The organism is Streptomyces sp. NPDC060198, assembly GCF_042728415.1.
Classification (GTDB): domain Bacteria; phylum Actinomycetota; class Actinomycetes; order Streptomycetales; family Streptomycetaceae; genus Streptomyces.
On the sequence record NZ_JBHWZJ010000185.1, the window covers coordinates 1 to 13,937 of the forward strand.

General features: G+C 71.8%; 11 protein-coding genes and 1 tRNA gene. 8 read left to right on the forward strand and 4 right to left on the reverse strand.

What is annotated here, in order from left to right; genetic code table 11:
• The first annotated feature begins 177 nt into the window (after positions 1 to 177).
• The gene (locus ACFWEP_RS21565; protein WP_387371939.1) at positions 178 to 381 is read left to right on the forward strand and encodes an HNH endonuclease; all 204 of its coding nucleotides are present in this window, start codon (positions 178 to 180) and stop codon (positions 379 to 381) included.
• 247 nt (positions 382 to 628) lie between these two features.
• Here ACFWEP_RS21565 and ACFWEP_RS21570 read toward each other — a convergent pair.
• Positions 629 to 715: transfer RNA gene (locus tag ACFWEP_RS21570), tRNA-Ser, on the reverse strand.
• Positions 716 to 769: 54 nt separating this feature from the next.
• Positions 770 to 2,554, reverse strand: coding sequence for a S1C family serine protease (locus tag ACFWEP_RS21575; protein ID WP_387371929.1), 1,785 nt, complete (start codon positions 2,552 to 2,554; stop codon positions 770 to 772).
• A gap of 198 nt (positions 2,555 to 2,752) precedes the next feature.
• Here ACFWEP_RS21575 and ACFWEP_RS21580 point away from each other — a divergent pair, with 198 nt between their 5' ends.
• The 3 genes from ACFWEP_RS21580 (at position 2,753) to ACFWEP_RS21590 (ending at position 5,601) form a co-directional block, all read left to right on the forward strand.
• Entirely contained in the window at positions 2,753 to 3,580 is an 828-nt protein-coding gene (locus tag ACFWEP_RS21580) for a glycerophosphodiester phosphodiesterase (protein WP_387371930.1), read from the forward strand.
• A 65-nt stretch (positions 3,581 to 3,645) separates the two neighbouring features.
• A complete protein-coding gene (locus ACFWEP_RS21585; protein WP_387371931.1) occupies positions 3,646 to 4,353 on the forward strand; it encodes an ATP-binding protein in 708 nt (235 codons plus the stop codon).
• Between the two features lie 279 nt (positions 4,354 to 4,632).
• Positions 4,633 to 5,601: a DUF5926 family protein gene (locus tag ACFWEP_RS21590; RefSeq protein ID WP_387371932.1), complete on the forward strand. Its 969-nt coding sequence runs from the start codon at positions 4,633 to 4,635 to the stop codon at positions 5,599 to 5,601.
• Positions 5,602 to 6,587: 986 nt separating this feature from the next.
• On the opposite strand, the gene ACFWEP_RS21595 is transcribed toward ACFWEP_RS21590, so the two are convergent.
• Positions 6,588 to 7,253, reverse strand: a complete 666-nt coding sequence (locus tag ACFWEP_RS21595; RefSeq protein WP_387371933.1) for a bifunctional DNA primase/polymerase — start codon at positions 7,251 to 7,253, stop codon at positions 6,588 to 6,590.
• Between the two features lie 751 nt (positions 7,254 to 8,004).
• On the opposite strand from ACFWEP_RS21595, the gene ACFWEP_RS21600 reads away from it, so the two are divergent.
• Together ACFWEP_RS21600 and ACFWEP_RS21605 are read left to right on the forward strand one after the other, a co-directional pair.
• The gene (locus tag ACFWEP_RS21600) at positions 8,005 to 9,489 is read left to right on the forward strand and encodes a PP2C family protein-serine/threonine phosphatase (RefSeq protein ID WP_387371934.1); all 1,485 of its coding nucleotides are present in this window, start codon (positions 8,005 to 8,007) and stop codon (positions 9,487 to 9,489) included.
• A 277-nt stretch (positions 9,490 to 9,766) separates the two neighbouring features.
• A complete protein-coding gene (locus ACFWEP_RS21605; protein ID WP_387371935.1) occupies positions 9,767 to 11,245 on the forward strand; it encodes an aminopeptidase P family protein in 1,479 nt (492 codons plus the stop codon).
• A gap of 105 nt (positions 11,246 to 11,350) precedes the next feature.
• Here ACFWEP_RS21605 and ACFWEP_RS21610 read toward each other — a convergent pair whose 3' ends face one another.
• Positions 11,351 to 11,908: an ATP-binding protein gene (locus ACFWEP_RS21610; RefSeq protein ID WP_387371936.1), complete on the reverse strand. Its 558-nt coding sequence runs from the start codon at positions 11,906 to 11,908 to the stop codon at positions 11,351 to 11,353.
• 315 nt (positions 11,909 to 12,223) lie between these two features.
• On the opposite strand from ACFWEP_RS21610, the gene ACFWEP_RS21615 reads away from it, so the two are divergent.
• Both ACFWEP_RS21615 and ACFWEP_RS21620 read left to right on the forward strand, forming a co-directional pair.
• Positions 12,224 to 13,051, forward strand: a complete 828-nt coding sequence (locus tag ACFWEP_RS21615; protein ID WP_387371937.1) for a hypothetical protein — start codon at positions 12,224 to 12,226, stop codon at positions 13,049 to 13,051.
• A gap of 129 nt (positions 13,052 to 13,180) precedes the next feature.
• Complete coding sequence (locus ACFWEP_RS21620; RefSeq protein ID WP_387371938.1) at positions 13,181 to 13,918, forward strand: YcnI family protein; 738 nt, start codon at positions 13,181 to 13,183, stop codon at positions 13,916 to 13,918.
• The last annotated feature ends 19 nt before the right edge of the window (positions 13,919 to 13,937 follow it).

Consider the following 13,937-nt stretch of genomic DNA (forward strand, 5'->3'; position numbering starts at 1 on the left):
CACCGAAGGACGTCGAACTCGCCGCATAACCCCACCACCCGAACCACCCCAAGCCCGACAGGGATGCCTTGACGAACGACATAGAGGCACCCCCCCGATACGCTCCAGGCTATGGCAGGTATCTCTGGAAGGCCTCGTGATCGGCGTCGCGCCTTCAACAGCGAGGAGCGCATCGCCATGTTCATCGCGGCCGACGGTCGGTGCACAGCTTGTAGCCAAGATCTGGAACCGGGCTGGCATGGAGACCACATGCAACCGTGGTCCGGGGGCGGGCCCACCGAGGTCACCAACGGGCAGGCTCTCTGCCCCGAATGCAATCTGAAGAAGGGGCAAGGGTCCGAAGGGGCAAGGGTCCATGGGGGATGTCTTCGGCCTGCGTGACTGGCAGCAGGAAACCCGCGAGCGCTACCACGGCCGTAACGGCGCAAAGACGCGTCGAACCGCATGATCGATGCTGCTCTGGAAGTGCGCCGCGACGCCTGAGCAGCGTGGTCACCTTGACCACGGGTTGGCCACACCCTGGTCAACGCTGGGATACGGGCGGTAAGAGGTAAGACAGGGTGAACACAGAGGGCGGGTCTCCATTTCGGAGACCCGCCCTCTGACCTGCTACTTCTCTGACCCGCTGCGGTGGGTGTGGGATTTGAACCCACGGTGACATCGCTGCCACGACGGTTTTCAAGACCGTTCCCTTAGGCCGCTCGGGCAACCCACCCCGCTCCCCGGTGCGACGGGGTCGCCGCCGGGGAACGGCCTACAGCCTAGCCGGTCAGCTGTCGCCCTTGCGCTCGCCCAGGGTGAGTTCGACGGTGGACTCCTTGCCGTCGCGCTCGTACGTCAGGGTGACCCGGTCGCCCGGCTTGTGGGTCCAGATCTCGCCGATCAGGGTCGGGCCGCTGTCGACCGGGGTGTCGTTGAACTTGGTGATGACGTCGCCCGCCTTCAGGCCCGCCTTGGCGGCCGGCCCGTCCGCGGCCACGGCCGAGGTGCCGGAGGAGCCCTGGTCGGAGATGACCGCGCCGTCGCCGTTCTCCGACATGGTGACCGTCGCGCCGATGACCGGGTAGACGGGCTGGCCGGTCTTGATGAGCTGCTCGGCGACGTTCTTCGCCTGGTTGATCGGGATCGCGAAGCCGAGGCCGATGGAACCGGCCTGCGTCTGGGCGCTGCTGCCGGTCGACTGGATGGCGGAGTTGATGCCGATGACCGCACCGGTGGCGTCGAGCAGCGGGCCGCCCGAGTTGCCCGGGTTGATCGAGGCGTCCGTCTGCAGGGCGCTCATGTAGGAGCTGCTGCTGGAGGAGGAGCCGTCGCTGGAGGCGACCGGGCGGTTCTTGGCGCTGATGATGCCGGTGGTGACCGTGTTGGAGAGGCCGAAGGGGGCGCCGATCGCGATGGTCGAGTCGCCGACCGCCACGTTGTCGGAGTTGCCGAGCGCCAGCGGGTTCAGCCCGGCCGGCGCGTTCTTCAGCTTGATGACGGCGACGTCGTAGCCCTCGGCGCGGCCGACCACCTCGGCTTCGTACTTCTTGCCGTCGGAGAAGGTAGCGGTCAGCTTGCCGCTCTCCGCCGCGGAGGCCACCACGTGGTTGTTGGTGAGGATGTGGCCTTCCTTGTCGTACACGAAGCCGGTGCCCGTGCCGCCCTCGCCGTCGCCGTTCTCCGCGTCGATCGTGACCACGCTGGGAAGCGACTTGGCGGCCACTCCCGCCACGGTGCCGTCGGCGCGCTTGAGCGCCTTCGGGCTGTCGGAGGCGCTGATCGTCGTGGAACCGCCGGAACCGTCGTCGTTGCTGTCGGCGGCCCAGAAGCCGAGCGCGCCACCGATGCCACCGGCGACGAGTGCCGTCGCGGCGACCAGGGCGACGAACCCGCCCGCCCGGCGCTTGCCCGGGCCCTTGGGGGTCTGCTCCGCGGAGGCACCCCAGACGGGTCCGCCGTCTCCACCGCCGTCGCCGCCTGCGGCGTACGCCGGGACGGCCGGCGGGGCGGGGGGCGGCCACGAACCGGCGGGCGCGGCGGTGTGCGGCGCCGGGTGGTCCGGAGCGGCCTGCGGAGCCGGGTAACCGGGCGCGGGCGGAGCCGGGTAACCCGGCGCCGGGTACTCCGGGGCGTGCGGCGGGAGGGGCTGCGTCGCGTCGGCTGCCGGAGCGTGCGCGGGAGCCTGCGGCTGCTCCTGCGCCGGTGCCTGCGCGGGCTCGACGACCGGCCGCACCTCCGTCGGCTGCTCCGAAGCCGGGGCCGGGGCGGCCGGCGCGGCCGGAGCGGGAGTGGTGCCGTACGGTCCGGCGGGCTCGGCCGACGGGGAGGTGTCGTCGGCCCGGCCGTCCGCGTACGGCGGTTCCTGGGGCGGCTCGGCGTGCGCGGCGGGCCCGGTGGAGCCCTGCGCGGCCGGAGCCGTGTCTTCCTGATGCGCCGTCGCCGGAGCCTCGGGCGTCGGGTACGTGTCCCGGCGGGGGTCCTCAGGAGCGGCGGCCGGCACGGGAGGTACTGACGGAGCGGGCGGTACGGCGGGGACCGCGGCGCCCTCGTGGCCCTCGTTCTCGGTGCTCACAGCTCTTTACTCCTCGGTTCCACTCGGCATTCGGCAAGAGATCCGCTCTGCAGTGTCTGGGCCCAAGCTTTGCCCAGAACACGTCAGGCCACTGTAAGCAGGACCTGTGCATCCGCACACCAATCTTTACATCAGACAAAACGGCACTCCCGGCACCAGGAACCCACGGCCGTCGCGTCGCGGTGACACCATGACGCGGTGACCCACGCACAACAGCCCTCCAGCCCGTCCCCCATCCAGGTCGTGGCCCATCGCGGAGCCTCCGACGACGCCCCCGAGCACACCCTCGCCGCGTACCGGAAAGCCATCGAGGACGGCGCCGACGCGCTGGAGTGCGATGTGCGGCTCACCGCCGACGGGCAGCTCGTCTGTGTGCACGACCGCCGGGTCAACCGCACCTCCAACGGACGGGGCGCGGTCTCCGCGCTCGAACTCTCGGAGCTCGCCGCGCTCGACTTCGGCTCCTGGAAGGACCGCGAGGAATCTCCCGACTGGGACCCGGTACCCGGCGAACTCACCTCCGTACTCACCCTGGAACGCCTGCTGGAACTGGTCACCGAGGTACGGGCGACGGGCCGGCCGCTCCAGCTCGCCATCGAGACCAAGCACCCGACCCGGTGGGCCGGGCAGGTCGAGGAGCGGCTGCTGCGCCTGCTCAACGAGTTCGGCCTCGACGCCCCGCCGGCCGACGGCCCCTCGCCCGTACGCGTCATGAGCTTCTCCGCCCGGTCCCTGCACCGGGTCCGCACGGCGGCCCCCACCCTGCCGACCGTCTACCTGATGCAGTTCCTCACGCCCCGGCTGCGGGACGGTCGGCTGCCCGCCGGCGCGCGGATCGCCGGGCCGGGCATCCGGATCGTACGCAACCACCCCGACTACATCCGCCGGCTGCACCGGGCCGGGCACCAGGTGCACGTCTGGACCGTGAACGAGCCGGAGGACGTGGCGCTCTGCGCGGAGCTGGAGATCGAGGCCGTCATCACCAATCGTCCGAAACGGGTCCTTTCCCAACTCGGACGCCCGTAACGACCACCTCCAAACCCGTCACGGGGAGTGCACCGGCGCATTCCGTACGTGTCGATCCGTTACGAGTGCGTCACCAGAGATGCTTTGACCGGTTTCCGGCGCAGCTCAGAGGGGCATCCCCTTCGTGGCGTGGGGCAAAGGAGGTCTCGGGGGTGACGTTGGTGGTGGCACAAGAAGTGCCCACGTCGTCGAGCATGGCCGTTCCCCACGGTCCTGCGGGCGTGAGGCAGGCGCGGCACCGGATGCGCGCACAACTACGGGACAACGGGGTCTCGGACACGGTCGTCGACGACGCGGTCCTGATCCTGTCCGAACTCCTCAGCAACGCCTGCCGGCACGGCAGACCGCTGGGGCAACACGTGGACGTCGGTGACGGCGACGTCCGCGCCGCTTGGCGCGTGGACCGCCGGGGCGGCCTGACCGTGGAGGTTACGGACGGAGGCGGGCCGACCAGGCCCATCCCCTCCACCCCCTCGGTGACGGCTCGGGGCGGTCGCGGGCTGAACATCATCAGTGCCCTCTCCGAGAAGTGGGGCGTCAGGGACGACGCCCCGGGCGAGGTCACGGTCTGGGCGCTGGTGGCGGCGGAGGAGCGGTTCGACGGGCTGGAGGGGCTCGACGGCCTCGACGGTCTCGCCCGGTTGAACTCCGGGGACGGGCACCCGGGTCTCGAAGGGCTGCCCGGTTTCGGGGGACTGCCGGGATTCGACGGGCTCTCCGGCTTCGAGGGTTTCGACCTCGACGGGCTGTCCGCCCTGGACGACGCGAGCTGAGCACCGGGCGGGCGCCACCGCGGCGCGCCGCACACGAACACGACACAGCCGTACAGACGTACGGCAGGCGTACGGCGAGCCGTACGCCTGAGCCGGGCACAAGCCCCGGCAGCAGAGCCGGACGACGGAGCCCGGCACCGATATCCACGCACCGGAACCACGGACCGGAACGGGCGCCGACGGCGCCCCCGAAGGCGTGGGCGGCGGTCGGGTCCGGGGCGCGGGAGGCACTAGGCTCGCGCCTCAGACCGCACCGTCGCAACCGGGAGAATGCCGACCATGGCCAAGAAGCGCCCTCAGACGACCAAGGCCGCGAAGCCGCAGGTGAACGACGGGGAGATCCCCGTCGTCGGGGCCCGTGAGCCCTGCCCCTGTGGTTCGGGACGCCGGTACAAGGCGTGTCACGGACGCACCGCCGCGCACGCGGTCACCGAGCTGGTCCAGCGCCCGTTCGAGGGGCTGCCCGGGGAGTGCGACTGGGTCGCGCTGCGCGAGCTGGTGCCCGCCGCGACGGTCCCGCTGACGCTGAAGGACGGGCTGCCCGAGGGCGTCCCGTCCGTCACGCTCGCGACCGTGCTGCCGATGGCCTGGCCGGCGCTCCGCCGCGACGACGGCTCCATCCTTCTCGCCCTGCAGAACGACACCTCCTCGGGTGACCTGAGCCGCGGTCTGGCCGACGCCCTTCAGCAGGCGCTGGAGGCCGCGCCCGGCACGCCGATCGCCGCCCGTCGGGTCGCCGCGGACGGTCCGCGCCTGCAGGACCTGCTCGCCACCGACGCGCCGTTCGAGCCCGTCGTCCACTCGGGCTTCGAGTTCTGGGTGCCGGACGCGGAGAACGCCACGGCCGAGGTGACCGCCTCCCTGGAGCGCGCCAACGACGCCGCGATCCCGACCTCGCTGCTCTCCTCCGTCGACGCCGCGTACTGGTGCGAGACGCCGGAGAAGAACCACCTGCGCTGGGTCATGCCGCACCCCGAGGAGAAGCTCCTCGACGCGCTCGCCCGGCTGCACGCGGCCGGCGAGACCTCGCTCGGCGAGGGGACGCGGCTGGTCGGTTCGTTCCGTGCGCACGGTCTCGTGGTCCCGGTGTGGGACCTGCCGAGCGCCATGACCGCCGAGGAGTGCGAGAAGCCCGCAGCCGAGTTCGCCGAGCGGCTGGCCGGGGCACTGGCCTCCGGGACACCGCTGACCGCCGAGGAGCGCCGGGCGCGCGGCGGGCTCACCAACCGCCAAGTGACGCTCAGCTGACAGTGACGAACCACGGGTCCGATCGGTGACTCGCGTCACAACGAACCGTGCCGACGAGTAAATCCCCGCCCGAATAGGCGAGATCGAATTTGCGAACGGCAGATCTCTTGTTACGGTTCTGAAAGCCCGGTCGCTGGTGCATCCCCCGTCGCCAGCGACCGGGCGTCTCCATTTCCGGGGACGGCCCGGCCCGCGGCGAAGCCGTGAGCGGCCCGCCGCCCCGCGCACGACGGCCCTCCGCCCTCTCACCTCCCGGACGACGGTCTTCGCCTCACCCCTCCTGGGCGCCGACCGGTGCGCCCCGCGCACCCGTACCGCGCGCGCCGTCACGCCGGACGATCCTCAACCCGCCCCGCGCGAAAGCCCCTTGCCGCGCCCCCCTGAACCCGCTCTCCGCAACCGACGGGCACGGACACCTGAAACCGCCGGTCCGTCGAGGCGCCGGCCGTCCACGCTCCGGGAGCACGGCCGCGATCCACCACCCCGCACCACCGCCTCGCCGTCCGCCTCTCCGGGCCGCTCGGGCGGACCGACCGTTCGGGACGACGAAGCCTCACGCGGGGTACCGGGCAGGACAGTTGTGCGTCTCCTGTACGCCTCCTGTGCGTCCGTCACGTCGCGACGTGCGCCGGAACAACGCACCCAAGGACTGGACTCGGACAAAAATCCCGTGCCGCATTCCCTATTCGACAGATATTCAGGAACGGCGGAGGAAGGCATTCAAGAAAGGTGGTCAGTTTCGAAAAGCCGGTCAAGAATTCGCATGCCCGGCCCCTTCCTCCCCGTCCCGGAATCTCCGCTCCCGAAGTCCCGTCGGAATGCACTGGGTGATGCTCCGGGGTGCGTTTCGAAAGTAGCGCCGTCCGCCGGAGTACGCCCGGCGGTCTCCGGACATGGACCGGCCGGCTCTCTCCCGTCGGGGAAAGTCGCGAAACCGCCGGATCACCCGGTATTCCGACCGCGGCACGGAACCCGGCGCACGGCCCTCAGTAGGCGAGTCGGCTCCCGCCGCCCGGCGCACTCGTACTCGCCGCCACCAGCGCGTCCAGGACCGTACCGACGTCCGGCAGCCACGGCGTGGCGCTCCGCGCCGCGGGAGGCCGTTCCCAGCGGACCTGGGCGTCGCCCTTCCCCGCGGGCGGCACCACCAGGTAGCCGCCCTCCCCGTGGAAGCGCAGCGAACCGGGCACCCACTCCTGGGCGTGCAGCAGCTCACCCAGGCGCTCCAGCGTGTACGGGCGGACCAGCAGCGCCCACCGGGTCGGCGTCGCGATCACCGGCCCGAGCCGCAGGCCCCGCGCGTCCAGCACCGCCAGCGCCTGCGCACCGCTCACCGCCGGCAGGCTCACGGCACACGGCGCCCGGCCCCCGGTGGCCAGCAGCACCGGGGCGGTGGGACGCCCGGTCCACCACCACCGCACCATGCGCTCGTCGGTGGTGGCCGCGAGCAGTCCGGGATCGAAGGGGTGCGCGCCGGGTACCACGCACTCGGGGTCGGGGCAGGCGCAGCCGCTCCGGACGGTGGACAGCCCCACACCGGGCAGGACGGGCCACTGCCGGCCGGTGGCGCAGGCCAGCGCCGCGTCGAGTCGAGCGGTGCCGCCCCCACGCCGGAACCGGTTCCCGCGTCGCCTTCCGGGGATCTCGCGCATGAGCGCTCGTTCCTTTCCGTTGAACGCCGAGGTCCACGCCGCCGCCCGCGCATCGCGCTGCTTCGCGGCGGCGACTCTGACTGTGCGTAGATCACTGCTCAGATCACTGGGTTGATCACTGCGTCGATCACCGTGCGTCGATCACCGTGCGCGGTTCGTTCGGCTCGTGCGTAGCTCGGCGTGGATCACCGTGCGTGGATCACCGTGCGTCGATCACCGTGCGTGAATCACTGCGCCTATCCGACCCACGCGGGCATGACCGTTCGTTCATCACCGTGCGTTCGTGACCGCGTGCGTGCCCATCGGGCCGCCGCGCGGTCGCGCAGCGGGCGCCGGACGGAGCCGGGCCGAGCGCGATGGAGCGGAGACGGGTCGAACCGGACCGAGTCTGAGTCGAACGGCCTTGCGGAGTCGATCTGTCGAGAGCCGGACCGCCTCGTGCGGCCCGGACGCGGCCGGACGGGGAAGAGCCATGTCACGAACGTGCCGCCGGGAGCGAGGTCCCGCCACCCCGAGCGGTCGCGTCACGGACGAGGACGCCCACTCCCGCCGCCGGGTTCCGGGGCGGCCCCAACTGCCCCGCGCTCCAACGACTACGTACCCCGCACGACCGGAATGACGCTCCACCCCGCACAACGCCCCGGAGGGCACTGCCCGAAGAACTCGTCCAGTCGACAGCAAATCCCTGCCTCCTGCCGCATTTTTCGGCCAACTTAGGTATCCCGTGGACACCAGGAGCCTCGCAAGGACAATGCTGGACATCGCCTTACTTGTACGTGTACATGTGGATGCCTTGATAGTGGCGCAGAATGACAGGGGGGTTTGCGATGCTATTCGACGGAACTCGCCGGTCGGAAAGCCGGAGGCCATGAGCGCCAGACATCTGCCAAAAATGGCTGGAATCAATCCAACCGTTCCGGTTTCAACGCACACTCCGGAGCCGCTGACCGCGGTACCCCGCGCGCCGAGCGCCTTCCTCCAGGACCGCCTGGCCGGATGGGTCTCCGACCTCACCACCCTCCACGAACTCACCGAACGCCTGGCCGGGACCCGCACCCTCGACAGCGCGCTCCCGGAGTTGCTGAGCGCCGGCGCGGCCCTCGTCGGTGCTCCCCGGGGTCTCGTGGTCCTCGAACCCGACGACGGCCGGGGCCCGCGTACCACCCTCGGCCTCGGCCTCGGCCACGCCGACCTCGGCATCATCGAGACCGTCCCACGCGCCGCCACCCCCCACGGCCGGATCCTGGACGCTCCGGCCGCGGCCGACGTCCCGGTGAGCAACCCGGACCTCCTCGCCGAGGCCGGCCTCGACCCCCGTCAGCGCGAGGTCGCCGACCGGCTCGGATACGCCGCCAGCTACGCCCTGCCCCTCGTTTCCCGGTCCGGTGCCAGGCTCGGCGCGACCGTCTGGTTCTACGACGAACCAGCCGAACCCCTGGAGCGGCAACAGCACCTCGTCGGCCTGTACGGGCGGTACGCCGCCGAGCACCTGGCCCGCCTCCTCGAACTCGAACGCGCCCGGTCCGACCTGACGGTCCTCGCCGAGGAGCTGCTGCCGAGCCGGTTGCCGCGCATCCCCGGCGTGCGGCTGGCCGCACGCCACCGTCCCGCCCCGGACGGCGGCGGCGACTGGTACGACGCCCTCCCCCTCCCGGACGGCGCGCTCGGCCTCTCCGTGGGAGCCGCCGGCGGCTCCGGCCCCGGGGCGACGGCAGCGATGGGACGGCTCCGCTCCGGGTTGCGCGCGTACGCCGTCATGGAGGGCGAGGACCCGGTGGCCGTCCTCTCGGACCTGGAACTGCTGCTCCGGCTCACCGAACCGGCGCGCACCGCGACCGCTCTCTTCGCCTACTGCGAACCGGCGCTGCGCCGGATCGTGCTGGCCGGCGCCGGTCACGCCCCGCCGCTCGTGGTCGGCGACCGGCGCACCGAGTTCGTCGAGACCACCGTCTCCGCGCCGCTCAACATGCTGGCGTGCTGGGAGGCGCCGAGCGTGGAATTCAGCCCCGCGTCGGGCGAAACCGTTCTCCTCTACACCGACGGGCTGCTGCGCCGCACCGGCGATTCGACGGACCGGGCGTTCGCACGGCTGCACGCCGCCGCCGCCGGGGTGCCGCGAGCCGCCCGCCGCGACCCGGGGACGGTGGCCGACCACGTACTGCGCACCCTGCTGACCCGGAACACCCCGGCCGACCGCACCGACGACGTGGTTCTTCTCGCCGTGCGTTTCGACTGACCGGACCCGGTGCCGCTCGCCCGACCGGCCCGGCTCCCCGGGCACGCCTCCGTGGTGCCTCCCCGCAGACGCCTCCCGATGCCGCTTTCCGGAGTCTCGCCATCCGCTTCCGGTGTCCGTGCAGATCAGCCGTGCTCTCCGCAGATCAGCCACGGTCTCCCGACACCGCCACCGCTCTGATCCGTGCCCCTGCGGTAAGAGGCCCTCGCCCCCTGGGCCCCCTTCCGCACGCCCGTACGATGGTGGGGCCCAGTGTCGTAGCAAGGAGAGCCACATCGTGTCCGACGAGCGCACCCCGGAAACCCCGGAAACCGAAGCGACCGAAGAGACCGAGCCGATCAAGCCCCGGAAGAACGGCCTGTACCCGGCCGTCTCCGACGAGCTCGCCGAGAACATGAAGTCGGGCTGGGCCGACACCGAGCTGCACGGTCTCGCACCCCTGCCGCAGGCCGCGCACACCGCCGCCCGCCGCGCCGCGCTCTCCGCGCGATTCCCCGGCGAGCGCCTCGTCGTCCCCGCGGGCCACCTGAAGACCCGCGCCAACGACACGGAGTACGCGTTCCGCGCCTCCTCCGAGTACGCCTACCTCACCGGCGACCAGACCCAGGACGGCGTCCTCGTCCTGGAGCCGAAGACCGCCGAGGACGGCCACGACGCGACCGTCTACCTGCTGCCGCGCTCCGACCGCGAGAACGGCGAGTTCTGGCTCGACGGCCAGGGCGAGCTGTGGGTCGGCCGCCGCCACTCCCTCGCCGAGGCCGAGCAGGTGCTGGGCGTCCCCGCCAAGGACGTCCGCGAGCTCGCCGCCGCGCTGAAGGAGGCCACCGGCCCGGTCCGCGCCGTCCGGGGCTACGACGCCGGCATCGAGGCGGCCCTGACCGACAAGGTCACCGCCGAGCGCGACGAGGAACTGCGGGTGTACCTCTCCGAGGCGCGCCTGGTGAAGGACGCCTTCGAGATCGCCGAACTCCAGAAGGCGTGCGACATCACCGCGCGCGGCTTCGAGGACGTCGTGAAGGTGCTCGACAAGGCCGAGGCCACCAGCGAGCGCTTCATCGAGGGCACGTTCTTCCTGCGCGCCCGCATCGAGGGCAACGACATCGGCTACGGGTCGATCTGCGCCGCCGGGCCGCACGCCACCACGCTGCACTGGGTCCGCAACGACGGCGCCGTCCGCTCCGGTGAACTGCTGCTGCTCGACGCCGGCGTGGAGACCAACGACCTCTACACCGCCGACGTGACGCGGACCCTCCCGATCAACGGCACCTTCTCGCCGCTCCAGCGCAAGATCTACGACGCGGTGTACGCGGCGCAGGAGGCGGGCATCGCCGCCGTGAAGCCGGGCGCCGACTTCCGCGACTTCCACGACGCCGCGCAGCGCGTGCTCACCGAGCACCTCGTCGCGTGGGGCCTGCTCGGCGACCTCACCGTCGAGAAGGTCCTGGAACTGGGCCTCCAGCGCCGCTGGACCCTGCACGGCACCGGCCACATGCTCGGCATGGACGTCCACGACTGTGCCGCCGCACGCACCGAGACGTACGTCAACGGCACGCTGGAGCCGGGCATGTGCCTGACGGTGGAGCCGGGTCTGTACTTCCAGGCCGACGACCTGACCGTGCCGGAGGAGTACCGCGGCATCGGCGTCCGGATCGAGGACGACATCCTCGTCACGGAGGACGGCAACCGGAACCTCTCCGACAAGCTGCCGCGTGGCTCCGCCGAGATCGAGACCTGGATGGCCGGTCTCAAGGGCTGACACCCACCGCGCGAAAGACCGCGCGGAGACGCACGGAGATCCACGGAGATCCGTACGAGGAACCGCACGGGAGACCGCGCGGAACCAGCGCCGGGGGCGCGCCGCTCAGGACACCATGAGCAGCGCGCCCTCGCGCCATTTCAGGGTTTTGTCGAAGCTCACCACGGTCCCGCGTCCCGGCCGGTTGCCGATGTGGACGTGGTCGGCGAGCTGTTCGATGAGTCCGAGGCCACGGCCGCTCTCGGCCATGTCCCACGGGTCGGCGGCGCAGTCCGGCTTGGTCACCGGCGCGCCGCGGGTATCGGAAGGATGTGCTGCGGGGCGAAGGGTTCGCCGGGCGGGAAAGCCCGGTCCGGAGTCCGCGACCTCGATACGACACGTCTCGCCGTCCAGGTACGCGGTGACCCGGTACTGACCCGAGGCGCCCGCGTGCCGGTCGCCGCCGGGACGGCCGGGGGCGGTGCCCCCGAAGTCCCCCTGGTCGACGGCACCGTCCCCGCCGTGTTCCACGGCATTGGCACAGGCCTCGGTGAGTGCCACCGACAAGTCGTACGAGATGTCCGGATCCACTCCCGCCGTCTCCATACTGCCGAGGAGAAATCGACGGGCGAGCGGAACGCTCGCGGCTTCGCGCCGCAAATGGAGTGACCACCACATGCTCATGCTCCAGCCTCCTGGCTGCGGCTCGACATACCGATACGTATTGCCGTGGAGGGCACCCCGTAAGCACGGTTCCGCCGTGATAGCCCTCATTCGGCGGACGCGAATATTCCGCTTGCCGGTGTATGTCCGGACCACGGACCGGCGCCGGAGCCCGGCACACCCTTGCCACCAGCTACAACGACCGTCACACCCGTCACGTTCTGCCTCGTGTGCAACAGTTCCGCTTCCCGCGCAACGCACCCCGAACGGTACGGAAGATGACGTTCCGGACCTGCCGCCCCACGGGCGGGGGCGCAGTGCGATGATGGCCCGGCCATGTCTACGCCTGTCGCACGGTCCGTCACACGCGCCGGAGCCGGTCTACGGCTCCTGAGGGCCTCGGTGTTCGCCGCGGTCTGCGTCGTGCTGTCCGCCGCGGGGCACGGCATCGCCTCCGCCTCCGAGGTACCCGGGTGGACGCTGTTCTGCGGGTTCCTCCTCGCCCTCGCGGTGGTGGCACCGCTCGCCGGGCGCGAGCGGTCGCTGCCGTCGATCGCGGCGGCCCTGGCCTTCGGACAACTCTCGCTGCACACGCTCTTCGAGCTCGCCCACCCCATGACGACCGCCGCCATGGGGGCGTCCCCGGCGGCTCCGGCCACGGGGGACGCGTCGCTCGTCCGGTTCGCCGCCTCGCTGGTCTGCGGTGACACCCCCGGCTCGATCAGCGTCGCCCAGGCCCACCACATCGTCACGGAGGCGGGCGTCGACCCGGCGGCCGTGACCGGCGCCCACGTCCACCTCGCGTCCGCCGCCACGGCCGGCGCCCCGGCGGGGCTGCTGCCCGGTCTGCCCATGGTTCTCGGCCACCTGCTGGCCGCGCTCGCCACGGGCTGGCTGCTGCGCAGGGGCGAGGCGGCGCTCTTCGGGCTGGCGCGGCTCTCCGCACACGGCGGCCGTGAGCTCGCCGCCGCCGCGCGACTGCGTCCCCTGCGGGCCGCACTCGCGCTCGTACGGGTCCTGCGCGCCGGGTTCCCGGGCGCCCCGACGGCCGGGCCGCGCCCGGCCCGTACCCCCGTGGACGCCCCGGCTCCGGCCACCGGCGATCCGCTGCAGCATCTGGTGATCAGGCGCGGGCCTCCCGCCGCGTACGCCCTCGCAGCCTGACGCGACATCCTCCCCGTGCCGCAGGACGGCCCCGCCGTCACGACGGCCGTGGGGCGGAGGTGTCGTGATGCCGTCGCGCGCCCGCGCGCCGGACCACCTTTTCCCGTGCTCCGTGGAGTGATCCCTGCCATGAACGTTTCCCGTATCGCCGTCGCGGGCGGCATCGCCGCGACCACCGTTCTGCTGCTCGCCGGTCCCGCCTCCGCGCACGTCAGTGTGCAGCCCCAGGGCGAGGCGGCGAAGGGCGGTTACGCCACCATCAACTTCAAGGTCCCCAACGAGCGCGACGACGCCTCCACCGTGAAGCTCGAGGTCAACTTCCCCACGGACCACCCGCTCTCCTCGGTCAGCCCGCAGGCCGTGCCGGGCTGGAAGATCGACGTCACCAAGGCCACGCTCGCCGAGCCGCTCGACGTCCACGGCAAGAAGGTGACCGAGGCCGTCTCCAAGGTCACCTGGACCGCCGACGCCTCCGCCGCGATCAAGCCCGGGTATTTCCAGCAGTTCCCGCTCTCGGTGGGCCAGCTCCCCGAGGACGCCGACCAGCTCGTCTTCAAGGCGCTCCAGACGTACAGCAGCAAGGAAGTCGTCCGCTGGATCGAGGAGACCCCGGCCAGTGGCGAGGAGCCCGACAACCCGGCGCCGGTCCTGACGCTGACCGACGCCGCTGCGGACGCCCACGGCGCCACCGCCGACGACAAGGCCGCCGGCACCGAGGCGTCCGCGGCGACCGGCCACACCACCGAGGCCGCCTCGGACTCCACCTCGACGAGCGACAGCACCGCGCGGGTCCTGGGCATCGTCGGCATCGTCATCGGCATCGCGGGCGTCGCGTTCGGCATCCTCGCCCGCCGTCGTACCGTCTGACCCACCCGTACCTCCGTCC